At 61.5% G+C, this 24,514-nt stretch carries 25 protein-coding genes; 15 read left to right on the top strand and 10 right to left on the bottom strand.

The features are described 5' to 3' along the window. Window positions 1-139 precede the first annotated feature (139 nt). From ACQZ5H_RS14215 to ACQZ5H_RS14180, 8 genes are all read left to right on the top strand, one after another. Entirely contained in the window at window positions 140-1,093 is a 954-nt protein-coding gene (locus tag ACQZ5H_RS14215; RefSeq protein ID WP_130282301.1) for a sugar-binding transcriptional regulator, read from the top strand. Window positions 1,094-1,238: 145 nt separating this feature from the next. Next, window positions 1,239-2,549, top strand: a complete 1,311-nt coding sequence (locus ACQZ5H_RS14210; protein WP_199628914.1) for an ABC transporter substrate-binding protein — start codon at window positions 1,239-1,241, stop codon at window positions 2,547-2,549. Window positions 2,550-2,688: 139 nt separating this feature from the next. Further along, window positions 2,689-3,561: a carbohydrate ABC transporter permease gene (locus tag ACQZ5H_RS14205; RefSeq protein ID WP_112719801.1), complete on the top strand. Its 873-nt coding sequence runs from the start codon at window positions 2,689-2,691 to the stop codon at window positions 3,559-3,561. 1 nt (window position 3,562) lies between these two features. After that, window positions 3,563-4,393, top strand: a complete 831-nt coding sequence (locus ACQZ5H_RS14200; RefSeq protein ID WP_449098074.1) for a carbohydrate ABC transporter permease — start codon at window positions 3,563-3,565, stop codon at window positions 4,391-4,393. A gap of 18 nt (window positions 4,394-4,411) precedes the next feature. After that, entirely contained in the window at window positions 4,412-5,410 is a 999-nt protein-coding gene (locus ACQZ5H_RS14195) for an ABC transporter ATP-binding protein (RefSeq protein WP_112719799.1), read from the top strand. A 103-nt stretch (window positions 5,411-5,513) separates the two neighbouring features. Next, entirely contained in the window at window positions 5,514-6,995 is a 1,482-nt protein-coding gene (locus tag ACQZ5H_RS14190) for a mannitol dehydrogenase family protein (protein ID WP_449098073.1), read from the top strand. A gap of 89 nt (window positions 6,996-7,084) precedes the next feature. Next, a complete protein-coding gene (locus tag ACQZ5H_RS14185) occupies window positions 7,085-7,768 on the top strand; it encodes an HAD family hydrolase (protein ID WP_112719797.1) in 684 nt (227 codons plus the stop codon). Next, window positions 7,768-9,354 carry an FGGY-family carbohydrate kinase gene (locus tag ACQZ5H_RS14180; RefSeq protein ID WP_112719796.1) on the top strand — a complete coding sequence of 529 codons (1,587 nt, stop codon included), beginning with the start codon at window positions 7,768-7,770 and terminating at the stop codon, window positions 9,352-9,354. The genes ACQZ5H_RS14185 and ACQZ5H_RS14180 overlap by 1 nt, the downstream gene beginning before the upstream one ends. On the opposite strand, the gene ACQZ5H_RS14175 is transcribed toward ACQZ5H_RS14180, so the two are convergent. Then, on the bottom strand, window positions 9,351-10,208 hold the full coding sequence (locus ACQZ5H_RS14175) for a MurR/RpiR family transcriptional regulator (protein WP_130282295.1): 858 nt from the start codon (window positions 10,206-10,208) through the stop codon (window positions 9,351-9,353). The two genes, ACQZ5H_RS14180 and ACQZ5H_RS14175, sit on opposite strands and share 4 nt — an antisense overlap. Window positions 10,209-10,445: 237 nt before the next feature. Here ACQZ5H_RS14175 and ACQZ5H_RS14170 point away from each other — a divergent pair, with 237 nt between their 5' ends. Continuing rightward, entirely contained in the window at window positions 10,446-11,159 is a 714-nt protein-coding gene (locus tag ACQZ5H_RS14170; RefSeq protein ID WP_199628919.1) for a sulfate transporter family protein, read from the top strand. A 1-nt stretch (window position 11,160) separates the two neighbouring features. Here ACQZ5H_RS14170 and ACQZ5H_RS14165 read toward each other — a convergent pair whose 3' ends face one another. After that, window positions 11,161-11,586 carry a VOC family protein gene (locus ACQZ5H_RS14165; RefSeq protein ID WP_203427953.1) on the bottom strand — a complete coding sequence of 142 codons (426 nt, stop codon included), beginning with the start codon at window positions 11,584-11,586 and terminating at the stop codon, window positions 11,161-11,163. A gap of 81 nt (window positions 11,587-11,667) precedes the next feature. Between ACQZ5H_RS14165 and ACQZ5H_RS14160 the strand changes: the two genes are divergently transcribed. Next, on the top strand, window positions 11,668-12,243 hold the full coding sequence (locus ACQZ5H_RS14160) for a TetR/AcrR family transcriptional regulator (protein ID WP_449098072.1): 576 nt from the start codon (window positions 11,668-11,670) through the stop codon (window positions 12,241-12,243). Here the strand turns inward: ACQZ5H_RS14160 and nth are convergent. Further along, the gene (gene nth / locus ACQZ5H_RS14155) at window positions 12,208-13,011 is read right to left on the bottom strand and encodes an endonuclease III (RefSeq protein WP_449098071.1); all 804 of its coding nucleotides are present in this window, start codon (window positions 13,009-13,011) and stop codon (window positions 12,208-12,210) included. The genes ACQZ5H_RS14160 and nth overlap by 36 nt on opposite strands. Between nth and ACQZ5H_RS14150 the strand changes: the two genes are divergently transcribed. Both ACQZ5H_RS14150 and ACQZ5H_RS14145 read left to right on the top strand, forming a co-directional pair. Beyond that, window positions 13,010-13,507, top strand: coding sequence for a DUF2244 domain-containing protein (locus ACQZ5H_RS14150; protein ID WP_130282387.1), 498 nt, complete (start codon window positions 13,010-13,012; stop codon window positions 13,505-13,507). The two genes, nth and ACQZ5H_RS14150, sit on opposite strands and share 2 nt — an antisense overlap. Window positions 13,508-13,576: 69 nt before the next feature. After that, on the top strand, window positions 13,577-14,449 hold the full coding sequence (locus ACQZ5H_RS14145; RefSeq protein WP_449098070.1) for a methylated-DNA--[protein]-cysteine S-methyltransferase: 873 nt from the start codon (window positions 13,577-13,579) through the stop codon (window positions 14,447-14,449). Window positions 14,450-14,619: 170 nt separating this feature from the next. On the opposite strand, the gene ACQZ5H_RS14140 is transcribed toward ACQZ5H_RS14145, so the two are convergent. Beyond that, complete coding sequence (locus ACQZ5H_RS14140; RefSeq protein ID WP_112719789.1) at window positions 14,620-15,600, bottom strand: sugar-binding transcriptional regulator; 981 nt, start codon at window positions 15,598-15,600, stop codon at window positions 14,620-14,622. A 434-nt stretch (window positions 15,601-16,034) separates the two neighbouring features. Here ACQZ5H_RS14140 and tal point away from each other — a divergent pair, with 434 nt between their 5' ends. Then, entirely contained in the window at window positions 16,035-17,000 is a 966-nt protein-coding gene (gene tal, locus ACQZ5H_RS14135) for a transaldolase (protein WP_449098069.1), read from the top strand. Window positions 17,001-17,092: 92 nt separating this feature from the next. Continuing rightward, entirely contained in the window at window positions 17,093-17,758 is a 666-nt protein-coding gene (locus ACQZ5H_RS14130) for a DUF1345 domain-containing protein (protein WP_449098068.1), read from the top strand. 25 nt (window positions 17,759-17,783) lie between these two features. Here the strand turns inward: ACQZ5H_RS14130 and ACQZ5H_RS14125 are convergent, their stop codons facing one another. Further along, window positions 17,784-17,957 carry a DUF1328 domain-containing protein gene (locus ACQZ5H_RS14125; protein ID WP_112719786.1) on the bottom strand — a complete coding sequence of 58 codons (174 nt, stop codon included), beginning with the start codon at window positions 17,955-17,957 and terminating at the stop codon, window positions 17,784-17,786. A 276-nt stretch (window positions 17,958-18,233) separates the two neighbouring features. Here ACQZ5H_RS14125 and ACQZ5H_RS14120 point away from each other — a divergent pair, with 276 nt between their 5' ends. Further along, window positions 18,234-18,866, top strand: a complete 633-nt coding sequence (locus ACQZ5H_RS14120; RefSeq protein WP_449098067.1) for a YjbE family putative metal transport protein — start codon at window positions 18,234-18,236, stop codon at window positions 18,864-18,866. Here the strand turns inward: ACQZ5H_RS14120 and ACQZ5H_RS14115 are convergent. From ACQZ5H_RS14115 to ACQZ5H_RS14095, 5 genes are all read right to left on the bottom strand, one after another. After that, entirely contained in the window at window positions 18,863-19,960 is a 1,098-nt protein-coding gene (locus tag ACQZ5H_RS14115; protein ID WP_449098066.1) for a helix-turn-helix transcriptional regulator, read from the bottom strand. The two genes, ACQZ5H_RS14120 and ACQZ5H_RS14115, sit on opposite strands and share 4 nt — an antisense overlap. A gap of 172 nt (window positions 19,961-20,132) precedes the next feature. Then, complete coding sequence (locus tag ACQZ5H_RS14110; RefSeq protein WP_112719852.1) at window positions 20,133-21,560, bottom strand: gamma-aminobutyraldehyde dehydrogenase; 1,428 nt, start codon at window positions 21,558-21,560, stop codon at window positions 20,133-20,135. Window positions 21,561-21,609: 49 nt separating this feature from the next. Continuing rightward, window positions 21,610-22,425, bottom strand: a complete 816-nt coding sequence (locus ACQZ5H_RS14105; protein WP_449098065.1) for an ABC transporter permease — start codon at window positions 22,423-22,425, stop codon at window positions 21,610-21,612. Next, the gene (locus ACQZ5H_RS14100) at window positions 22,415-23,377 is read right to left on the bottom strand and encodes an ABC transporter permease (RefSeq protein ID WP_449098064.1); all 963 of its coding nucleotides are present in this window, start codon (window positions 23,375-23,377) and stop codon (window positions 22,415-22,417) included. The genes ACQZ5H_RS14105 and ACQZ5H_RS14100 overlap by 11 nt, the downstream gene beginning before the upstream one ends. Beyond that, the gene (locus ACQZ5H_RS14095; protein WP_449098063.1) at window positions 23,374-24,357 is read right to left on the bottom strand and encodes an ABC transporter ATP-binding protein; all 984 of its coding nucleotides are present in this window, start codon (window positions 24,355-24,357) and stop codon (window positions 23,374-23,376) included. Before ACQZ5H_RS14095 ends, ACQZ5H_RS14100 begins: the two co-directional genes overlap by 4 nt. Window positions 24,358-24,514: the final 157 nt, after the last annotated feature.

Here is a 24,514-nt window from a genome sequence, read left to right as displayed (position 1 = left end):
CGGCCCAGACAACGAAATCTGTCACGCATTTCTTCAACGCACTCGACATTTGCCCATTTTTGTTTTGATCTGGCGCATTAGAGATTCATGGTCATTTCACCCGGTAAAGCACCGGCTTATTTTGCGCGGTAGAAGCTAGATGGCAAAGAGAACCGATACTCCTGGACGGCTGGACGACGCGGCGCGGGCGGGTTGGCTCTATTACGTTGCCGGCCGCACGCAGGACGAGATCGCCTCCACCATGGGGATTTCGCGCCAGTCGGCGCAGCGGCTGGTTTCGCTCGCCGTTGCCGAAAAGCTGATCAAGGTGCGGCTCGACCATCCGATCGCCGCCTGCCTCGAACTCGGCAACCAGCTGCGCAAGAAATTCGACCTGCGTTATGTCGAGGTCGTGCCCAGCGATCCGGGCTCCTCCTCGACGACGATCGGCATTGCCGAGGCGGCGGCGGCGGAGATCGAGCGCTGGCTGAAACGGCCGGAACCGATCGTGCTTGCCGTCGGTACCGGACGTACGCTGAAGGCCGCGGTCGATCAGCTGCCGCTGCTCGAATGTCCCGATCACCGCATCGTCTCGCTGACCGGCAACATCACGCCCGACGGGTCGGCCGCCTATTACAACGTCATCTTCAGCATGGCCGATGCCGTCAAGGCGCGGCATTTCCCGATGCCGCTGCCGGTTCTCGTCACCTCTTCGGAAGAGCGAGAGATGCTGCACAGCCAGCAGCTGGTGCGCTCGACGCTGGAGATCAGCTCGCAGTCGGATGTCACCTTCGTCGGTATCGGCGAGCTCGGCATCGACGGCCCGCTCTGCGTCGACGGTTTCCTCGAGAAGGACGAGATGATGGAGCTGATGCGCAACGGTGCCGTCGGCGAGATCTGCGGCTGGATTTTCGACGGTGACGGCAAGCTTCTTGATAATCCGATCAACGAGCGGGTGGCGTCTGCGCCGATCCCGCCGCGCGAGTCTTCGACGGTGATTGGAATCGCCAAGGGAAAGCGTAAATTCAAGGCGATACGGGCGGCGATCGTTGGCAGGCAGATCAATGCTTTGATCACCGATGAGGCAACTGCCGAGTTTTTGCTCACGGGCTGAGCAAAAATTATTTTGTTTTAAATCATATAGTTAAGTGTGCCGTTCGCTGATGCAGCAACGAATGCGGATTGACATTTTGTAATGTTTTGTGAGTAATTGCCCATGAGCAAAGCGAATGCTCACACTCATCTTCTGGGAGGAAGATATGACATTGAGAACTCTCCTGCTGGGCGCCTGCTCGGCACTTGCGTTTGCGGGCATGGCTTCGGCTGAAACGCTCACGATCGCGACCGTGAACAACGGCGACATGATCCGGATGCAGAAGCTGACGGACGACTTCAAAAAATCCAACCCCGACATCGATCTGGAATGGGTCACGCTCGAAGAGAACGTGCTGCGCCAGAAGGTCACCACCGACATCGCGACCAAGGGCGGTCAGTATGACGTTCTGACCATCGGCACTTACGAAGTTCCGATCTGGGCAAAGCAGGGCTGGCTGATGCCGCTCGACAATCTCGGCGCCGACTACGATGCCGACGACCTGCTGCCGGCTATCCGCAGCGGCCTGACCGCAGACGGCAAGCTCTATGCAGCTCCGTTCTACGGCGAAAGCTCCATGGTCATGTACCGCAAGGATCTGTTCGACGCTGCCGGCCTGAAGATGCCCGACGCTCCGACCTGGGACTTCATCGCAGACGCTGCGAAGAAGATCACCAACAAGGACAAGGAAATCTACGGCATCTGCCTTCGCGGCAAGGCTGGCTGGGGCGAAAACATGGCCTTCCTGACGGCTATGTCGAACTCCTTCGGCGCTCGCTGGTTTGACGAAAAGTGGGCACCGCAGTTCGATCAGCCCGAGTGGAAGGACACGCTGAACTTCTACGTCAACCTGATGAAGGAAGCCGGCCCTCCGGGTGCCTCTTCGAACGGCTTCAACGAAAACCTGGCGCTCTTCCAGACCGGCAAGTGCGGCATGTGGATCGACGCGACCGTTGCTGCATCTTTCGTCAGCAACCCGAAGGAATCGCAGGTCGCTGACAAGGTCGGCTTCGCTCTGGCTCCGGATAAGGGCCTCGGCAAGCGCGGCAACTGGCTCTGGGCCTGGAACCTCGCCATCCCGGCAGGCTCGCAGAAGGTCGAAGCGGCTGAGAAGTTCGTCGCCTGGGCTACCAGCAAGCACTACACCGAGCTGGTCGCCGAGAAGGAAGGCTGGCTGAATGCACCTCCCGGTACGCGCTCTTCGCTCTATGCGAATGCCGATTACCAGAAGGCAGCTCCTTTCGCGAAGATGACGCTGGACTCGATCAACTCGGCTGACCCGACCAAGCCGACCGTAAAGCCGGTCCCCTATGTCGGCGTCCAGTTCGTGGCGATCCCGGAATTCCAGGGCATCGGTACGGCCGTTGGCCAGCAGTTCTCCGCAGCGCTTGCCGGCCAGATCTCGGTCGACCAGGCTCTCCAGAGCGCACAGCAGCTGACCACTCGCGAAATGACCAAGGCTGGTTACATCAAGTAATAACCTCCTGAGAACGGGTTGGAATGCTTGACATTCCACTCAACTGGGCCGCCGAATTGCCCGAACTGCATCGGCGGCCCCTTTTTTTCTTTGCTGCCCTGCAGCCGTTCGCCACTCCAAGACAAGATCGGTAATTGCCATGGCAACGTTACACACCCGCTCTGCGGCGCGCATGATGATGGCGCCTTCGGTCATCCTCCTGCTGCTCTGGTCGCTCATCCCGCTGGCGATGACGATCTACTTCTCGCTGCTGAACTACAATCTGCTCAGCCCGGGCATGGAAACCTTCGTCGGCTTCCTGAACTACAAGTACTTCCTCACGGATCCGGCCTTCTTCTCGGCGCTTGGCAATACGTTGCTGCTGGTGCTTGGGGTGCTGTTGATCACAGTCATCGGCGGCATTGCCTTCGCCATCCTGCTGAACCAGGACATCTACGGGCAGGGCATCGTGCGCATCCTGGTGATTGCGCCGTTCTTCGTCATGCCGACGGTCGCAGCGCTCGTCTGGAAGAACATGTTCATGAACCCGGTCAACGGGCTCTTCGCGCATCTCGCCAAGGCGCTCGGATTGCAGCCCTATGACTGGCTGGCGAACGCGCCGCTGTTCTCGATCATTCTGATCGTTGCCTGGCAGTGGCTGCCCTTCGCGACGCTCATCATGCTGACGGCCCTGCAGTCGCTCGACGAAGAGCAGCAGGAAGCCGCCGAAATGGACGGCGCCGGCGTCGTTTCGAAATTCATCTATATCGTGCTGCCGCACATGGCCCGTGCCATCACCGTGGTCATCCTGATCCAGACGATCTTCCTGCTGTCCGTCTTCGCCGAAATCCTGGTCACGACCAATGGCGGTCCCGGCACGCAGAGCACGAACCTGACCTACCTGGTCTATGTGCAGGCGCTTCTGCAGTTCGATATCGGCGGTGCTTCGGCAGGCGGTATCGTCGCTGTCATCCTCGCCAATATCGTCGCGATCTTCCTTGTCCGCCTCGTCGGCAAGAACCTGGAGGCGTAAGATGGCTCGCAAAGTCACAACACAGCGCAAGGTCATCATGACCGCGATTGCCTGGACGCTCGGGATCCTGATCTTCTTCCCGATCCTCTGGACCTTCCTCACAAGCTTCAAGTCGGAAGCCGATGCAATCGCCTCGCCGCCGCAGTTCCTGTTCTTCCACTGGACGACCGAGAACTATTCGGAAGTGCAGAGCCGGTCGAACTATCTCGGCCACTTCATGAACTCGGTGATCATCTCCTTCGGCTCGACGCTGCTTGGCCTGATCATCGCCATCCCGGCCGCCTGGGCCATGGCGTTCTCGCCGACCAAGCGGACCAAGGATGTCCTGATGTGGATGCTGTCGACGAAGATGATGCCGCCGGTCGGCGCGCTCATCCCGATCTACCTGATGTTCCGCAACAGCGGCCTGCTCGACAGCCGCTTCGGACTGGTGATCGTGCTGACGCTGATCAACCTGCCGATCATCGTCTGGATGCTCTACACCTACTTCAAGGAAATCCCCGGCGAAATCCTCGAAGCCGCCCGCATGGACGGCGCCTCGCTCGCCAAGGAAATCATCTACGTGCTGACGCCGATGGCCGTTCCCGGAATTGCCTCGACGCTGCTGCTCAACATCATCCTTGCCTGGAACGAAGCCTTCTGGACCCTCAACCTCTCTGCCTCAAGGGCGGCGCCGCTGACGGCCTTCATCGCTTCCTATTCCAGCCCCGAAGGCCTGTTCTACGCAAAGCTTTCGGCAGCATCGACAATGGCGATCGCCCCGATCCTTATCCTCGGCTGGTTCTCGCAGAAACAACTCGTCCGCGGCCTGACCTTCGGCGCGGTGAAATAAGACTACAGGGAGAGAAACATGGGCAGCATTACCCTTCAGAAAGTCTCGAAGGTCTTCGGCGAAGCCAAGGTCATCCCTTCGATCGATCTCGATATCAAGGACGGCGAGTTCGTCGTCTTCGTCGGCCCCTCAGGCTGCGGCAAGTCCACGCTGCTCCGGCTGATCGCCGGGCTTGAGGACGTCTCGGGCGGCAAGATCGTCATCGACGGCAAGGACGCGACCGAAAGGGCCCCGTCCGAACGCGGTCTGGCGATGGTCTTCCAGTCCTACGCGCTCTATCCGCATATGAGCGTGCGCAACAACATCGCCTTCCCGCTGAAGATGGCGGGCATGGACAAGGCCGAAATCGACAAGAAGGTCGCCGATGCGGCCCGGGTTCTGAACCTCACCGACTATCTGGAGCGCAAGCCGCGCCAGCTTTCGGGTGGTCAGCGCCAGCGCGTCGCCATCGGCCGCGCGATCGTCCGCCAGCCGTCGGCCTTCCTGTTCGACGAACCGCTGTCGAACCTCGATGCCGCGCTGCGCGTCAACATGCGCATCGAGATCAGCGAGCTGCACCAGCAGCTGAAGACCACGATGATCTACGTCACCCACGACCAGGTGGAAGCCATGACCATGGCCGACAAGATCGTGGTGCTGAACAAGGGCAATATCGAGCAGGTCGGCTCGCCGCTGGAGCTCTACAAGAACCCGCGCAATCTCTTCGTCGCCGGCTTCATCGGCTCGCCGAAGATGAATTTCGTCAAGGGCCAGACGGCAGCACAGCTCGGCGCGCACACGATCGGCATTCGTCCGGAGCATGTGATGCTGTCGAACGAGAGCGGTGAGTGGAAGGGCAGGGTGACGGTCGCCGAGCATCTTGGTTCCGATACGTTCCTGCATATCGACGTCGATGGCATCGGCCCGGTGACGGCGCGTGGCGGTGGCGAATTCGCGGCCAAGGCGGGCGACACCGTCTACCTGACGCCGGACAAGACCCGCATCCACAAATTCAACGAGGGCGGCCTCGCCATCTGAGGCGACGACCGGGCCGGGGTGGCCATGTGAAGCGGGCAGGGTGTCCGCTTCACCGATACCCGGAGCGGCTGCCGTTCCGGAAGACCTCAAGAGGACTGAGATCATGACGTGCAAACTATCGCTGGCAACGCTTACCGAAGCGGCAAAGACCGCTGCAATTCCGGCCTATGACCGGGCGTCGCTCACGGCCGGCATCGTGCACTTCGGCGTCGGCAATTTTCATCGCGCCCACCAGGCGATCTATCTCGACGACCTGTTCAACCAGGGGCAGGATCACGACTGGGCGATCGTCGGCGCGGGCATGCTGCCGTCGGACGCGGCCATGCGCGAGAAGCTCGCGGGCCAGGATTTCCTGACGACCGTCGTCGAGCAGGACAACAACAAGACCGCGGCCCGGGTCACCGGACCGATGGCCGACATTCTGCCGATCGGCGACGCCAAGGCGATCATCGCCAAGCTCTCCGATCCCGCAATCCGCATCGTCTCGATGACGATCACCGAAGGCGGCTATTTCATCGACGCTTCCGGCAAGTTCAATCCGGAGCATCCGGCGATTGCCGCCGACGGCAAGAACCCGGCGGAGCCGAAGACCGTCTTCGGCCTGATCGTTGCCGGTCTGAAGGCGCGCAAGGACAAGGGCATCGTGCCGTTCACGGTCATGTCCTGCGATAACATTCCGCATAACGGCGTCGTCACCACCAATGCCGTCGTCGGCACCGCGAAGCTTTCCGATCCGGCGCTTGCCGACTGGATCAAGGCCAATGTCGCCTTTCCGAATGCCATGGTCGACCGCATTACGCCGGCAACCGGCCAGCGCGAAATCGACCTCCTCAAGGATCAGTTCGGCATCGAGGACAACTGGCCCGTTTACTGCGAAGAGTTCAAGCAGTGGGTGCTGGAAGACAAGTTCACGGCGGGCCGCCCGGCGCTCGAAAAGGTCGGCGTCACCTTCGTTCCCGATGTCACGCCTTACGAACATATGAAGATCCGCATCCTGAACGGCGGCCATGCGGCGATCGCCTATCCGGCGGCTCTGATGGACATTCACTTCGTGCACGACTCGATGGAAGATCCGCTGATCCGCGCCTTCCTGGCGAAGCTCGAAAAGGATGAGATCATCCCGATCGTTCCGCCGGTGCCGAACACTTCGCTGCAGGATTATTTCCAGCTGATCGAGCGGCGCCTGCTCAACCCGAAGATCGCCGATACCATTCCGCGCCTGGCGCAGGATGGTTCGAACCGTCAGCCGAAGTTCATCCTGCCCTCGACGCTCGACAATCTCAGCCAGGGCCGTGATGTCGTCGGCCTGTCGCTGGTCTCAGCGCTCTGGTGCCGCTACTTCGCCGGCAAGACCGACAGCGGCAAAGACATCGTCTTCAACGATGCCAGCGCCGACCGTCTGCATGCCGCGGCGCTGAAGGCCAAGGACGATCCGATGGCCTTCCTCGCTTTCGACGACATCTTCGGCGAAGTGGCGAAATCGGAAGTCTTCCGCAAGCGCTTCGCACATGCCCTGAAAACGCTGTGGGAAAAGGGCACTCGCGAGACGCTGCAGCTCTATCTCGACGGCAAGCTTGCAGTGTAAGCAATTGCGATGGCGGCGGATGACGCCGCCATCGCCCCGCCTTGCGGCAAGCGGGCCGGCAACGCGTCCGAGAACATGGTTGGTCTTTCATGACTGAGACACGGCTTGTCATTTTCGATTGCGACGGCGTGCTCGTCGACAGCGAGCCGATATCCGTCAACGTTCTCGTCAAGGCGATGAACGATCTCGGTGTTCCGATCACGGAAGAAGAGGTCTATGGCCGCTTTCTCGGCAAGAGCCTCGCAACCGTCATCGAAACCATGAGAAACGACTATCACGTCCATGCCGGGGAAGAGTTTCTTGAGCGGATGCGGGTCGATCTCTACAGCCGGTTCCGCAACGAGCTGAAGCCGATCGAGGGGATCGGCGAGACGATCGACGCGCTGCATCTTCCCTGCTGCGTGGCCTCGTCCAGCCAAGTCGAGCGCATCAAACTTTCGCTTTCCGTCACCGGGCTGATCGACAAGCTGCCGAACATCTTTAGCGCCAGCATGGTCAAGAACGGCAAGCCGGCACCGGACCTTTTTCTGCATGCAGCGCGGGAAATGCATGTCGCGCCGGAGAACTGCGTCGTCATCGAAGACAGCCCCGCAGGCATCGAGGCGGCAAAGGCCGCGGGCATGCGCGTCTTTGCCTTCACCGGCGGCTCGCACGCCAATTTCGAAGGCTATCGTGCTGAACTTGACCGGCTTTCGCCCGAAGCGGTGTTTGACGTGATGCCGGATTTGATACACCTTATCCAGAAACAAAAGCTGGATGGGATGCACCCCTGATGCATGATCACGTGGTTGCGGTGGATGTCGGCACCGGCAGTGCGCGCGCCGGTGTCTTCGATGCCACCGGCCGGTTGCTTGGCAAGGCCGAGCATCCCATCATCATGAACAGACCGCGTGAAAACCACGCCGAGCACGATTCCGAAAATATCTGGTCCGCCGTCTGCATCTCGGTCCGCAAGGCCGTGGAACAATCCGGCGTGGCGCCCGCCTCGATCGGCGCGATCGGCTTCGACGGGACCTGCTCGCTTGTCGTGCGCGATGTCGAGGGGCGGCAGATTTCCGTTTCGACCGGTGGCGAAAAGCGGTTCGACACGATCGTCTGGCTCGATCATCGGGCGCTGCAGGAGGCTGATTTCTGCACGGCGACGGAACATGCGGTGCTGGAGCATTCCGGGCATTTCATGTCGCCCGAAATGGAAATGCCGAAGCTGATGTGGCTGAAGAAGAAGCTGCCGGGCACCTGGATGAATGCCGGCTACTTCTTCGACCTCGCCGACTTCATGACCTGGAAAGCGACGGGATCGCTAAACCGCTCGCGCTGCACGCTGACGGCCAAGTGGAATTATCTCTCCCATGAGGAACAGGGCTGGCGGAAGGACTTCCTGGCGAAGATCGGCCTTGAGGACCTGCAGGAGCGCGGGCATCTGCCCGACGATACAATTCCGGTTGGCTCCAGCGTCGGCACGCTGACGCAGGAAGCGGCCTCGGCCCTCGGTTTGACGACGGCATGCCACGTCTCGGCGGGGATGATCGATGCTTATGCCGGAGCGCTCGGAACGCTCGGCGGCTTTGCCGATGATCCACGCGCGCTCGAGCGGCAGCTGGCGCTGATCGCCGGTACATCGAGCTGCATCGTTTCCTTCTCGCGCGAACGGCGGCCGAGCCACGGCATGTGGGGGCCGTATTACGAAGCGGTGTTTCCGCAGTCCTGGCTCGTCGAGGCCGGACAGTCGGCGACAGGTGCGCTTCTCGATCATATCGTGCGCATGCATGCTGCAGGCGGCGAGCCGACGGCGGCACTTCACCAGAAGATCGCAGCCCGCGTTGCGCAGCTTCGCGCCGAGGAGGGGGATGACGCCTTCGGCGCCCGCATCTTCGTGCTGCCCGATTTCCACGGCAACCGCTCGCCGCTTGCCGATCCGCATGCCGTCGGCGTCGTCAGCGGATTGACGCTCGACACGTCCTTCGACGGGCTCTGCGCGCTCTATTGGCGCACGGCCGTCGGGATCGCGCTCGGCATTCGCCACATCCTCGAGAAGATGAAGGAATACGGCTACGTGCCGGATACGCTGCATGTGGCAGGTGGCCATGTGAAGAACCCGGTACTCATGGAGCTCTATTCCGATGCCACGGGATGCAAGGTGGTGGTGCCGAAGATGAATGAGGCCGTGCTGCTCGGCACGGCAATCGCCGCATCCGTCGCCTGCGGCCTGCACCGCGATCTCGCCGCTGCAGGAACCGCCATGTATCCCGGCGGCGACGAGCGCAGCCCGAACGCCGGGAAGCGGGCGATGTACGATCGGGAATACCGCCGGCTGCTGGCGATGTATCGCCACCGCGCCGAGCTGGAGGCGATGGATTAACCTCCGCCGCGGCCCTCGCCCAGGATGGCGCCGAATTCGGCCATGCGGCGTTCGCGCTGCTGTGCTTCGTCGCCGGTGGCGGCGATCACCGTTTCCGAGAGGCAATCGAGCAAGGCCATCAGCGGCGGCAGGTTGTCGTCATCGGGGACGCGGGAGGGCGGCAGCGTCAGCATGATGTTGGATTGATCCGGCATCCAATCATTGTTCTCGGCAGCGATCAGGACGACCTTGTAGCCGTAGCGCCGTGCCGTTCTGGCAAGCAGCCGGGCGCGGGCGAAGCGGCGGCTGTCGACGATGACGAGGAGCGCGCCTTCGCCGGTCTGGCGGGCAAACAATTCGGCGAAACGGCTGCCGGAGCCATCAAGGGCCCGCACACCATCGCGGGCGCGGGTCAGCCGCTGGGCGAAATGCGAGGCGAAGCCGGCCATGCGGGCATGCGTGGCGATGAAGACTTCGCGCGCGCCGGAGATCATCGCCACGGCTTCGGCCCATTGGGGCTGGGCGGTGAGATGATAGATGTGGTGCAGGGCCTGAATCTGCTCGGTGACCAGCAGAGCCAGCGGCTTGCCGCTCGATGCGTCGGTTTGCAGTTCGGTGAGTGAGGTCTGCAATTGCACCGGCGAGGTGACCGCGGTTTCGCGGATGTGGATCTTGACGCTGTCGAGGCCTTGATAGCCAAGCGCCCGCAGAAAACGGCCGACGGTCATCGGGCTGAGGTCCAGCCGGTCGGCGACGGATGCCGCCGTTTCGAAGGGCAAATCGTTCAGATGCTCGGTGAAATATTTCGCGATCCGGCGCTCCGCTGGGGTGCCGGATTTCACGTAATGCCTGAGCTTCTGGACGAAGTCTTCCACGCGGGCATCCCCTCACTGGCAGAGACACCAGGGCTTCCGACGCGCTTAGGCGAGACTTGCCGTTTGCAACTATTTCCGGAAGCTGCGTCTCAGGCTCAAGTTTAGATCGAATAGTTTGCAGTATATATTAGTGTCTAGTTGCAGACAAGTTTTCCATTGTTGCATGTAATTTTATTTCCGCTTGCCGTTCTGCGCGGGGATTCCTACATCCGGGACAACACATGGAGACGCCAAAGCATGATCCTTGACGCCGCTCGTCTGTCTTTCCGCAATCTTCTCGCCTCCGAGACCCGTTCGGTTTTCTGGAAGGTTCTCGGGCTTACGCTGTTGGTGCTGGTGGGGCTGTGGTTCGTGCTGCGCAGCCTGTTTGCCACGCTGCTGTTTCCCTGGGTCGCGGGCTTCTTTCCGCAGATGCCGGAATGGGCCGGATGGCTGAGCTTCGTCTTCGCCATCCTTGCCGGTCTCGGGCTGGCGCTCGGTCTCGCGCTGCTGCTGTCGCCGGTCACGGCGCTGATCGCCGGACTGTTTCTCGACGATGTGGCCGAGGTTGTGGAAAAGCGGGACTATCCAAATGACCGGCCGGGCAGCGCCATGCCCTTCGGGCCGGCTCTCGCGAGCTCGATCAAGTTCCTCGGCGTGGTGATCCTTGGCAATATGATCGCGCTGTTCCTGCTCTTCATTCCCGGCGTCAACCTGATCGCCTTCTTTATGGTCAACGGCTATCTGCTGGGGCGGGAATTCTTCGAATTTGCGGCGATGCGCTTCCGGCCGCCCGAGGAGGCCCGCGCGTTCCGGGCCAAGCACGGATCGACGGTCTTCCTGGGCGGCCTTGTCATCGCGGCCTTTCTTGCGGTGCCGTTCCTCAATCTCCTCACGCCGCTCTTTGCCGCCGGCATGATGGTGCACCTGCACAAGCTGGTGTCGCAGAAGGATCCGGCCTTCAGAGGCTAGGTCAGGCGGGCAGCGCCGAGGCGTCGTACATGGCGGCAAACTCGGCGCTCGGCGGGATCGGCTTGATGATGTCGATCAGCACGCCGTTCGGATCGGCGGTGATGAAATGCCGCTGGCCGAAATCCTCGTCGCGCAGATCGCGCATGATCGGCAGGCCGGCCGTCTTGCAGGCGGTGTAGATCGTATCGACATCCTCGACCTCGAAATTCAGAAGCAGGCCGGAGACCTTGCCGCGCGCCTGCTCGGGAATGGTCTCGTGGCTGCCGTCGAGGACTGCAAGGGTGACGTTCTCATTTTCCATGGACTGGAGATGGACGTACCAGTCGGCTTCAAATAGCGCCTGAAAGCGGAAATGCGTGATGTAGAAGGCCGCCGTGGCCGCCACGTCATCGGTCATGATCACCGGATAATAGCTCGTCGATTTCACTTCGTTGCTCCTTTTTTATTTGCGTACAGTTTGTATGTTTTTTCGTTTAACATACATGCAGTGTGTATGTAAATAGAAGATATGAGCAGGACCAATCGCGAACGAACCGAACAGACACAGCAGGCGCTGATTGCGGCAGCGCGCCGACTCTTCGTCGACAAGGGCTATGCCGAGACCGCGACGCCGGACATCGTTTCGGCGGCGGGTGTGACGCGCGGGGCGCTTTATCACCATTTCGAGGACAAGCGGGCGCTGTTCCGTGCGGTCATCGAACAGGAGGCGGAGAGGGTCGCCGAAGAGATCGAGAGCCGTTCGGCGGATGCGCAGTCGCCGCGCGATGCGCTGCTCTCGGGCGCTTCGGCCTATTTCGATGCCATGGCGGCGGAGGGGCGCACGCGGCTTCTGTTGCTGGAGGCACCGGCGGTTCTCGGCGCAGAAGCATCGGCGATCGATCGCGAGAATGCCGAGGAAAGTCTGCGGCGGGGATTGGCAACGATGCTGCCGGCCGCCGGGGCGCAGCTTGGACCGCTGACATCGCTGTTGTCAGCCGCCTTTGATCGCGCGGCGATCGAGATTGAGCAGGGCGGGGTGCGGAAGGACTACGAGAGGGCGATTGCCAGCCTACTCGACGGCCTCGCCGATCACCTGCGGCGGTAGCTCGACCAGCGGCGCCGGCATTTCCCAGGTCTTCTCCGCCGACTTACAAATATCGGCGATGATACAGTGCTCGCATTCCGGGCGTCTGGCCTTGCACGTATAGCGCCCATGCAGGATCAGCCAGTGATGGGCGTGGTAGAGATATTGTTTCGGCACCACCTTCATCATCCGCTCTTCGACCTCATCCGGCGTCTTGCCGGGGGCGAGCCTGATGCGGTTGGCAATGCGGAAGATATGGGTATCGACGGCCATCGTCGCCTGGCCGAAGGCCATGGAGAGCACGACATTGGCGGTCTTGCGGCCGACGCCCGGCAGGCGGATGAGCTCTTCGAGCGTCTGCGGCACGACGCCGCCGAATTCATCCACCAGCATCTGCGAGAGAGCCATGACGTTCTTCGCCTTGTTGCGATAGAGGCCGATGGTCTTGATGTAGTCGCGCACCTGGTCTTCACCGAGCGCCAGCATCTTCTCGGGGGTGTCTGCCGCCTTGAAGAGGGCGCGGGTCGCCTTGTTGACGCCGGCGTCCGTCGCCTGCGCGGAAAGCGCCACGGCAACGACGAGCGTGAAGGGGTTGCTGTGCTCCAGCTCGCCTTTCGGCTCCGGCCGCTGGATCGAAAAGCGGCGGAAGATTTCTTCGCGCTCGGCCTCGGAATAGGCGGTGCGCACCGCCGTCTTCTTACGGCGGACGATCACTTTTGAGTTTGCGGAAGTCCGGGAAGCGGATTTGAGTTTCGGTTCGGCCATGGACAATCTATACTCGCCAGCCATGACGGAAAGCAACGCCGACAGCGCACGCGAACAGCCTGTTTTCGCAGCCGAACTTTTCCCTTACCGCTCTCTCGGCCGCAAGGGTTTCCGCATCCTGCTGGCGATATCCGGCGGTATCTGCTTCCTCTACGGCATGTTCTTCATCGTCACCGGCGCCTGGCCGATCGGTTTCTTCTTCGGGCTCGATTTCGCGCTGCTCTACGGCGCCTTCTGGCTGAACTACCGGTCGGGGCGGGCACGCGAGGAAGTGACGGTGTCGCGCACCGATGTGGCGATCCGCAAGTTCGCGCCGTCGGGCAAGATGGTCGAGCATCATTTCAATCCGTTCTGGACCCGCTTTCTCGTGCGGCGGCATGAAGAGATCGGCATTCTGTCGATGCATGTCTCGGGGCAGGGACGGCGCACCGATATCGGCTCCTTCCTCAATCCCGATGACCGCGAAAGCTTCGCCAAAGCCTTCAAGGGAGCGCTCGCCACCGTCAAACAGCGGTTATGAAAGTGGCGCAAGAAACGGGTGGCTTGCGAGATCACCCTTGATTATCTCCTTGTTACAAGGAGAAATACGATGAACATGATCGCAAATCTGAACAGAGACATCACGCCTGACGGTCCCGACTACGAGACCGTGCGGCAGGTCATCGAATTGATCACCGAGAATTATCGCGACCAGCCTTCGCTGGACGATATCGCCGCACGCCTCAACCAGTCGCCGACCCAGCTGCAGAAGACTTTCACCCGCTGGGCGGGGCTTTCGCCGAAAGCCTTCCTGCAGGCGGTGACGCTCGATCATGCCAAGCGTCTATTGCGGCAAGAAGAGCTGCCGCTGCTGGAGACGTCGTTTGAGGTCGGCCTGTCCGGGCCGAGCCGCTTGCACGATCTCTTCGTGACGCATGAGGCGATGTCGCCCGGCGAATGGAAGGCGAGGGGCGGCGGGCTGACGATTCGCTACGGCTTCCACCATTCGCCGTTTGGCGTTGCGTTGGTCATGGCCACCGATCGAGGGCTCGCCGGCCTAGCCTTCAGCGATCTCGGAGACGAGGCGGCCTGTTTCGACGATATGGCCTGCCGCTGGCCGAATGCCGAATATGTCGAGGACAATCAGGCGACGGCGCCCTATGCCGAGCGCATCTTCCAGCCGGGCAAGTGGTCATCCGAGCAGCCGCTGCGGGTGGTGCTGATCGGCACGGACTTCCAGGTGCGCGTCTGGGAAAGCCTGCTGAAGATCCCGTTCGGCAAGGCCGTCACCTATAGCGATATCGCCAATGACATCGGCAATCCGAAGGCGATGCGGGCTGTCGGGGCTGCTGTTGGCGCCAACCCGATTTCCTTCGTCGTGCCTTGCCACCGTGCGCTCGGCAAGAGTGGTGCGCTGACGGGCTATCATTGGGGGCTGACGCGCAAGCGTGCGATGCTTGGGTGGGAGTCGGCGCACGCCTGATAGTTTTGCGCGAGCAGCCTTCTATAACTTTGAGCGATCAGCCCCCTCATCCGGCTGCCGCCACCTTCTCCCCGCTGGGGAGAAGGGGACTCGCGGCGGGCTCCGGTCTTGCCTTCTCCCCTCGGGGAGAAGGTGCCCGAAGGGCGGATGAGGGGGCCAGATCCGCAGAGCTAGCCTTCAGCCAGTTCCAGCAGCGCCTTGGCGGCACTCTCATCGGTGATCAGCGTGTTGCAGCCGATACGCTTGATCGTTGCGCGGATGGCGGTGGCGCGGTGGGCGCCGCCTGAAGAGAGCACGATGTGCTTGGCCTTCTTCAGCGTATCGAGATCGACCGACATGACGCGGCTGTTGATCGAGTGATCGATGGTGTTGCCGTCCTTGTCGAGGAAGTTGAACATCGTATCGCAGACGCAGCCGGCGTCGATGAGCTCCTGCAGTTCGGCCTTGGATATCCAGCCCTCCGACAGGGAGGTGGAGTGCGGGCCGATATCGCCGCAGGAGACGATGGCGAGATCGAGGTTTTCGGCGAGGCGGTAGATGGTTTCCAGCCCGCATTTGTCGATCAGGTTCCGCTTCGTCTCGGTGGAATCGACGAGCAGCGGCGCCAGGAACATGTAGCATTCGGCGCCGAGCTGGTTTGCCAGGCGCCACGTGTAATCGATCGGGTTCGTCTGATGCACCGCGACGATGCCACCGAGCAGCGACACCACCTTGCAATTGTCGCGCCGGGGCGGGCGGAAGCTTGAAAGCGACGCGGTCATTGTCCGGCCCCAGCCGACGCCGATTGTGTAGTCGTCGGGGATTGCCTCGGACAGAAACTGGCCGAGCGCCAGGCCGACGCTCTTTGCCAGAGCATTGACGTCGTTGTTGACGGGCGAGGGAACGACGATTGCCTCGTCGAGGCCATAGGCGCGTTCCAGCTTGACCGAGAGCTCGACGCAGTCGCCGATGGAATCGTTGATCCAGATCTGCACTTCGCTGCGCTTCATCGCCTCGTCGAGGAGGCGGATCACAGTCGTGCGGCTGATGCCGAGCTGTTCGGCAACATCCTTCTGGGTTAGGCCCTGATTGTAATAGAGCCATGCCGCCCGCAGACGCAGCGACGAGGCTTCGGAATAGGCGGTATGCGTGCCGCGCTTCAGCTTGACCACATCTTCTCTCGCGAAAATTTCACCCTAGTTTGCTTCAGCAAGCGAAAGGGGTGCAGGCATTCCTTTGTTCCCCGGCGATAATGACGGGTGTGACACTTATGTCAATTGAAATGCACAAATGTCCTTGACTTTCGATGAACTGGATTGCCATATTATCGATGACAGAAGTCGTTCTTGTCCGTCCGAGGAGGACAGTGTGCGGGCATGCGGGAAGTCAGGACCGGCCATGGTGCCGCGGGCATTGCCTGCGCGGAATTATCGCGCCATTCTTTCCCTCCGCACCGGGAACACTGCGGGTGTTCCTCACGTTAGCCCAATAGCCGTGATGGAGCCGCGCCTTTTCGCCTGCAACACGAACGTCAGCATTCCGTAGATCACCTCTTTCCGGGCGAAGATCGCGCCGGTCCGCAGCTCAGTCACAAAGGATTTTGACCATGACATCCAAGCTTGACCAACTCCGCGAGATAACCACGGTGGTTGCCGATACCGGCGACATCGAGGCCGTTGCCCGTCTGAAGCCGGTCGATTGCACCACGAACCCGAGCATTGTTCTGAAGGCATTGGGCACGCCGATGTTTGCCGATGCGATCAAGGAAGGCGTTGCTTGGGGCAAGAAGCAGGGCGGTAATGCCGAAGCCGTTTCGGCTGCCGTTGCCGATCGCCTGGCGATCTCCGTTGGTGCGGCTCTCGTGAAGCTCGTTCCGGGCCGCGTTTCGACGGAAGTCGATGCCGACCTTTCCTTCGATACCGAGGCATCGCTTGCCAAGGCCCGTTCGATCATCGCCGCCTACAAGGAGCGCGGCATCGAGCGTGACCGCATCCTGATCAAGCTCGCTTCCACCTGGGAAGGCATCCGCGCCGCCGAAGTGCTGCAGAAGGAAGGCATCGACTGCAACCTGACGCTCCTCTTCTCGAAGGCCCAGGCCGTTGCCTGCGCCGACGCCAAGGTATTCCTGATCTCGCCCTTCGTCGGCCGTATCCTCGACTGGTACAAGAAGTCGACCGGCAAGGAGTTCACCCCTGAGGAAGATCCGGGCGTCATCTCCGTTCGCGACATCTACAACTACTACAAGGCCAACGACATCAAGACGATCGTCATGGGCGCCTCGTTCCGCAGCGCCCGCGAAATCGAAGCGCTGGCCGGTTGCGACCGCCTGACGATCGCTCCGAACCTGCTCGACGAACTGTCCAACGATCAGGGCAAGCTGGAGCGCAAGCTCTCGCCCGAGACCGTCAAGCCGGCTGCGAAGATCAGCGTCGACGAAAAGACCTTCCGCTGGATGATGAACGAAGATGCGATGGCGACCGAAAAGCTCGCCGAAGGCATCCGCGCCTTCGCCAAGGACCTCGGCACGCTGCGCGGCATGGTTCAGAAGGAACTGCAGCTCGCCGCTGCCTGATCCTGCCGGATAAGTGTTTGAAAAGGCCCGGACGCCGATGGTGTCCGGGCCTTTTTCATGATGATATCGTCAGCCGAGGCAGGAGAAGCGGAATGGCAGGCAGCAAGCGCTCCGGTTTTATGACCTACGCAATCAGACACGGCAGTTTCATCATCGCCTTCGCCGCCGGGTTCGCCGTTTTCCTGCTGCTGACATCGCGTGACGTGAATGCCAAGAACGTCCTGGTCGGCTGGAATGTCACGGCTATCGTCTTCATCGGCATCAGCTGGCGCAAGATGCTGCGGGCAACCGTCTCGGATATCCGGCGGCGCTCGGAGGATCTGGATTTTTCCGATACGTTCGTGCTGTTTTTGTCGATTGCCGCGGCTATTGCCAGCATTGCTGGCATCGGCCTGGAACTGCATTCCGTCAAGGATGCGCCCCCTGACATCGCCTTCGCACGGGCGATCGCGGCTGTCGTCACGATTCTGATTTCCTGGGTGTTCCTGCACACGCTCTTCACTATCCACTATGCCCACCGCTTCTATGGCGGGCCGGACAAGGGCGAGGGGCTGATGTTTCCCGACAAGATAGAGGAGCCCACCTATTGGGACTTCCTCTATTTCTCTTTCACCATCGGGGTGGCGGCGCAGACGGCCGATGTGGCGGTATCATCGCGGACCATGCGCAAGATCGCCCTGCTGCATGCGATCCTGTCGTTTCTTTTCAACACGACGATCCTGGCATTGGCGATCAATGTCGGGGCGAGCCTGCTTTAGGCCCGCCCGTGAGACGCGGTGGGCGCTAGAGAATGGCTTGTCCCGCCATCAGCGCGAGGATGAGGAAGATCAGGAAGATCACCAGCGCGATACCGAAGAGGACGCGCGCGATCGTCGCGGTGGCGGCCGAGATACCGGAGAAGCCGAAGAAGCCGGCGATCAGCGAAATGACGAAAAATATGAGAGCCCACTTAAGCATGGAAGTTTCCTCTGTGTTGGACGCAGAAGATGACGCGGCAGACGGCGATTTGTTCCCGCGCCAGAATAAAATCGATTGAAATAACAGGCGATTTTCTAATGTTCCGGCATCGCCGGGTTGCGGGGCTTTTCAACCGGGCTTCGATCTGTTTCAAACTTTGCCCAGGAAGAGCCCCCAATTCCTAAGGATGACGATCTGCCGCATATTTGTGCGCGGCAGGCGGGCTGAAGGCGTGGGGATTTTTCATCGATTTGCCCCATCGACGAAAGTGCCTTGATGTCCTCCCTCTTTGATCCCGCCGTCATTTCCATCTATCTCGAAGTCATCATGATCAACATCATCCTCTCCGGGGATAATGTGATCGTCATCGGCATGGCCGCCGCCGGTCTTGCGCCTGAACTGCGCGGCAAGGCAATCGTGTCCGGTATCGCGGCTGCCGCCGTCATCCGCATAGTCTTCGCCGTCATTGCCGCGGAACTGCTCGTCATCAAGGGCATCAACCTGATCGGCGGGCTGCTGCTCCTCTGGATCTGCTGGACGATGTTCAAGGAGCTGCGGGAAGCCGGCGAAGAAGAAGAGGGTGGTGACGAGGCCGGGCATCATGCCCACAAGCCGAAGCTGCTGCGCCAGGCGATCGGCCAGATCATCTTCGCCGATCTTTCCATGTCGCTGGACAACGTACTGGCCGTCGCAGGTGCGGCGAAGTCGAACATGACGGCGCTGATCTTCGGCCTCATTCTCTCCGTCGTGCTGATGGGCGTTGCTTCGAATTTCGTTGCGAAGCTGCTCAGCCGCTTCCGCTGGATCGGCTGGATCGGGCTGGCGATCATCGTCTATGTCGCGCTCGACATGATCTGGGAAGGCGGCTGGGAAGTCTGGGCGCTCTATGGGATGCAGGTCGCCGGTTAAGGCTTGAGGCCGGAGAGCAGCGCGATCAGCTGTGCCTGGCGCTGCGTTCCGGTTTTCGAGAGCACACGTTTCACATAGCCGCGCGCCGTTTCGTATTGCAGGCCGCAGATGGTGGCGATCTCGCGCGGCGAGGATCCGTCGAGCAGCAGCCGTGCAACCGTCGCCTCCTGGGGCGTGAGCGAAAAGGTGCTGCGCAAGAGCTCGATACTCGGCCCGTCGCGTTCACCGAGATCGGTGATCAGCGCCACGACACTCGAATGGGCGAAGAGATCGGCGGCAAAGCCCTGCAGCTTCTGAACGCGGGCCACGAGCGGCGGCTTTCCCGTCCGGGTGATGCGAATGGCAGGCAGTTCGATGAACAGCGCGCCGTCGGCGGCCGAGAGCACCTGGCGCTGCAGCTGTGCCGCCTCGCTCTGCTTCAGGGTGAAAAGCTCTCCCCCGGCGATACGGATTTCCTCGTCGAGCAGGCCTTCGGCCCGGGCGTTGAGATGGGTGATGCGGCCCTTGCGGTCGAAGAAGATTGCGGCCGCAGCCGTCATGTCGAAGGCTTCGCCCATGCCGCCGACCTTCGCCGCATCCAGCGTGCGCACCAGTTCGGCTGCTGATGACAGGCTCGATTGCATGCCGAGAAGCGCCGCCTCGTCATTGCGGTCGAAGGGGGCATCATGGATGCCGCGCTGCAGATTGATGCTGAGCGTCGTGCCGCGCGCCTGAAACAGCACCATCGCGGAATAACGCATGCCGAAGCGCGCCAGGAAGTCGGCATAGAAGGCGTGCTGCGAGAAATCGCTGCTGGTGGCGATGTCATGCTCGATGACGACGCCCTTCGTCAGGCCGATCTGCAGGCCGCGCTCGCGAAAGTCCCGCTTGTACCAGCCTTCCGAGAAATAGATGTCGAAGGCATCCAGAAAATTAGGGGTGGTGAGGACGCCGGCCTCGAACTTTCCACGCACCGGCATGATGTGGGTGCCGACCGAGCCGGTGGCCCGGCTGATCGCCTCCAGCGTGCCGTCCCATTGTTCCGGCATCAGCGCCGAATCCATCAAGCCGCCAAGGGCGCGCTGGAGTTCCGGAATATTAATCTGCGATGCCATTGAAAGTAATCAGCCTTTTTAGCCCCCCGCGGCTATTGCCAAGGCTTTGCTCAAATATGGAGCATATATTCGTTCAACGCAATATTGAAATATATCCACAAAAAGACCGCCGTAGTTGTTTACGGCGGTCTGGAGTCACAAATATGTTATCTCAATAACCCGTTTAGGTTATTCAGCCGTGGTTGATCATTACATGGCGCACGGCGGTATAATCTTCGAGCGCGTAGACCGACATATCCTTGCCATAGCCGGATTGCTTCAGGCCGCCATGCGGCATTTCGTTGGTGAGCATGAAGTGGGTGTTGATCCACGTGCAGCCATATTGCAGGCGGGCGGCCGTCTTCATGCCGCGGCCGATATCCTTGGTCCAGACGGAGGAAGCAAGGCCGTAGTCGCTGTCATTCGCCCAGGTGACGGCATCCTCGACATCGCTGAAGCGGGTGACCGAGACCACAGGGCCGAAGACTTCACGGCGGACGATCTCGTCGTCCTGCGTGGCGCCGGCAATCACGGTCGGCGTGTAGAAGAAGCCCTTGTCGCCGGAGGTCTTGCCACCCGTGGTGATCTCCATGTGCTTGTGCTCGGAGGCGCGGGCGACGAAGCTTTCGACGCGGTCGCGCTGGCGCTTGGAGATCAGCGGGCCGATCTCGTTTTCGGTGTCGTCGGCCTGGTTGAACTTGATCGACGAGACAGCCGAAGACAGGTCGGCGACGAAGCGGTCATAGACCTTGGCATCGGCATAGATGCGGCAGGCGGCGGTGCAATCCTGGCCGGCATTGTAGTAGCCGAAGGTGCGGATGCCGGCGACGACCGCATCGATATCGGCGTCGTCGAAGACGATGACCGGAGCCTTGCCGCCAAGTTCCAGATGGGTGCGCTTGACGGTCTTGGCGGCGGCCTGCAGCACCTTCTTGCCGGTCGCGACATCGCCGGTGATCGAGACCATGCCGATCTTCGGATGGTTGATCAGCGCGTTGCCGACGCTCTCGCCGCGGCCCAAGATGACGTTGACGACGCCCTCGGGCAGGATCTCGGAGAGCAGCTTTGCCATCTTCAGCGCCGTCAGCGGCGTCTGTTCCGAGGGCTTGAAGACGACGGTATTGCCGCCGGCGATTGCCGGTGCCAGCTTCCAGGCCATCATCATCAGCGGGTAGTTCCAGGGCGCGATCGAGCCGACGATGCCGATCGGGTCGCGGCGGATCATCGAGGTGTGTCCCGGCAGGTATTCGCCGGCGGCGGGGGCATGCAAGTTGCGCACGGCGCCTGCGAAGAAGCGGTAGCAGTCGACGATCGCCGGGATTTCGTCATTGAGGACGGCGTTGATCGGCTTGCCGCAGTTCAGCGCCTCGAGGGCAGCGAAACCCGCGGCATCCTTCTCGATCGCATCAGCGATCTTCAGGAGATAGGAGGAGCGCTCGCCGGGCGTCGTCTGCGACCAGCTCTTGAAGGCCTTCTCGGCGGCATCGACGGCGTTGTCGATCTGGCCGAGCGAGGCTTCCGGCAAGTCGACGACTTTCTCGCCGGTCTTGGGGTTGAGGACGTGTTCCTCCGTCTCCGTGCCCGCTTCGAAACGCGAACCGATCAGCATTTGGGTGTCCATGATGTTCTCCCTTTCGTTCGTCGAGCGGATGGGGGCATCCCACTCTGGCTTATTTTCCGCCTCCGGCGATCTGGTCGCCGTCGCGGGTGAGGTAATAGGCTGCCAGGATCGGCAGGAAGGTGACGAGCACGACGACCATGGCGACCACGTTGGTCACCGGGCGCTGGCGCGGACGGATTAGCTCTTCCAGCATCCAGATCGGCAGCGTCGATTGCTGGCCGCCGGTGAAGGTGGTGACGATGACTTCGTCGAAAGACAGCGCGAAGGCAAGCATGCCGCCTGCCAAGAGCGCCGTGCCGATATTCGGCAGCACGACATGGCGGAAGGTCTGGAAGCCGTCGGCACCGAGATCCATCGAGGCCTCGATCAGCGATCCCTGCGTGCGGCGGAAGCGGGCGACGGCGTTGTTATAGACGACGACGACGCAGAAGGTGGCGTGGCCGAGGACGATCGTCCAGACCGAGAACGGAATGTCGAACAGGCTGAAGGCCGAGCGCAGCGCGATGCCGGTGATGATGCCCGGAAGCGCGATCGGCAGGATGACGAGCAGCGAGATCGCTTCACGGCCGAAGAACTTCGTCTGGCTGACGGCAGCGGCGCAGAGCGTGCCGAGGACAAGCGCGATCGCGGTAGCGATGCAGGCGACCTGTACGGAGAGGCCGAGTGCGTTCCAGACATCCGGGCGGTTCCAGGCGATGCCGAACCACTGCAGCGTCAGCCCCGGCGGCGGCCACTGGTAGCTCTTCTCTTCCGTCGTGAAGGCGTAGACGAAGATCAGCAGGATCGGCAGATGCAGGAAGAGCAATCCGGCACCGGCGGCGATCTTCAGGAGAAGCGGGGATTTCTGTCCGCGATCAGAGCGCATCGAAAGCCCCCATGCGTTTGGCAAGCGAGAGATAGATCGCCATGATGACGATCGGCACGACCGAGAAGGCGGCGGCGAGCGGCACGTTGCCGGCCGTGCCCTGCTGGGTGTAGACGGCCTGGCCGATGAAGAGGCGCGATGAGCCGATGATCTGCGGGATGATGTAGTCCCCGAGCGTCAGCGAGAAGGTGAAGATCGAGCCTGCGACGATGCCGGGCAGCGCCAGCGGGAAGAGCACCGTGCGGAAGGTCTGGCGCGGGGTGGCGCCGAGATCCGACGAGGCCTCGATCAGGTTGCCGGGGACGCGCTCCAGCGCTGCCTGCGTCGGCAGGATCATGTAGGGCAGCCAGATATAGACGAAGACGATGAAGGTGCCGAGATAGCTGACGGAGAGCGAATTGCCGCCGACCACGGGCAGGTTCAGAATGCCGTCGAGCAGCCAGGAAAGGTAGAGCTTGTCGAAAAACCAGGTAAGGATGCCTTCCTTGGCAAGGATCAGCTTCCAGGCATAGATCTTCACGAGATAGCTCGACCAGAGCGGCAGCATGATGCCGAGATAGAAGAGCACCTTCCACTTTCCCTTTGCATAGCGCGCCGCATAATAGGCGATCGGGAAGGCGATGACGGCGGAGGCCAGCGTGACGAGCGCCGCCATCAGGATGGTGCGGACGATGATGTCGAAATTGGTCGGATTCAGCAGCTGCGCATAGGTCGACAGCGTGAACTCGTAGCTGATCATCCCGGAGAAATCGTCGATCGAGAAGAAGCTCTGCAGCAGAAGCGCGATCAGCGAACCGATATAGATGATGCCGAGCCAGAGCAGCGGCGGGGTCAGCATCAGGAAGAGCAGCAGTTTCGGATGGCGCCAGAAGGCGTCCGAGAGGCGGCCGAAGAAGCCGCCGCGTCCGGGCAGGATCGATGTGCCCTTGCCTGTCATCGCAATGGCGCTCATGCGGCATCATCCATGTAGTGGACGTCGCCCGGCTGCCAGCCGAGACGAACGCTGGAGCCGACATCAGGCACGTCCGCACCAGCGGGCAGCATGACATGCAGGCGGGTGCCACGGATATCGACCGTCAGGCGTGTCGCGGCACCGAGGAAGCTCGCATTCTCGACGCGAGCCTCTGCGCCGTCGCCGAGACGGATTGCCTCGGGGCGCAGGCTTGCCCAGCGCTTCTCGCCGCCGAGCGAGGCCATGAAATCCGGGGCGATGACATTCGAGGAGCCGACGAAATCGGCGACGAAGCGGGTCTTCGGGCGGCGGTAGATATCGTGCGGCGTGCCTTCCTGGACGATGCCGCCATTGTTGAAGACGGCGACGCGGTCGGCCATGGACAGGGCCTCGCCCTGATCGTGGGTGACGAAGATGAAGGTGATGCCGAGGGCGCGCTGCAGGCTCTTCAGCTCTTCCTGCATCTGTTCGCGCAGCTTCAGATCAAGCGCGCCGAGCGGTTCGTCGAGGAGCAGCACCTTCGGCTTGTTGACGAGGGCGCGGGCGAGCGCCACGCGCTGCCGCTGGCCGCCCGAAAGCTGGCCGGGGCGGCGGCTGCCATAGCCCGGCAGCTTGACGAGTTCGAGCGCCTTTTCCGCTTCGCGCAGGCGCTCGGCCTTGCCTGTTCCCTTGACCATCAGGCCGTAGGCGACGTTGTCGAGAATGTTGAGATGCGGGAAGAGCGCGTAGTCCTGGAAGACGGTGTTGACGTTACGCCGGTACGGCGGCACGCCTTCGGCCTTCTCGCCGAAAATCTGGATATGGCCGCCAGTCGGCTGTTCGAAGCCGGCGATCAGGCGAAGGCATGTCGTCTTGCCGGAGCCGGACGGGCCGAGCATGGCAAAGAATTCGCCGGGCGCGATCTCAAGATCGACGTCGTCAACGGCGCGAACCTGGCCGAAATGACGCGAGACCTGCTGGAAACGGACGGCGGGTGTCATGGGTGGGCTCCTCGGAATTTTTCGTGTGAGGGTCACGGGGCGGTTGTGCCGTGTGGCTCACCCCCCTCTGTCCTGCCGGACATCTCCCCCACAAGGAAGGAGATCGACCTGTTGCTCGCGCCTCGCCTATACGGTGAGCGTGGAGCGAGCGGCTCCG

Source organism: Rhizobium sp. 21-4511-3d, assembly GCF_053522545.1.
Note: the sequence above shows the minus strand (reverse complement) of the source record. Positions and strands in the feature narration are given on the sequence as shown.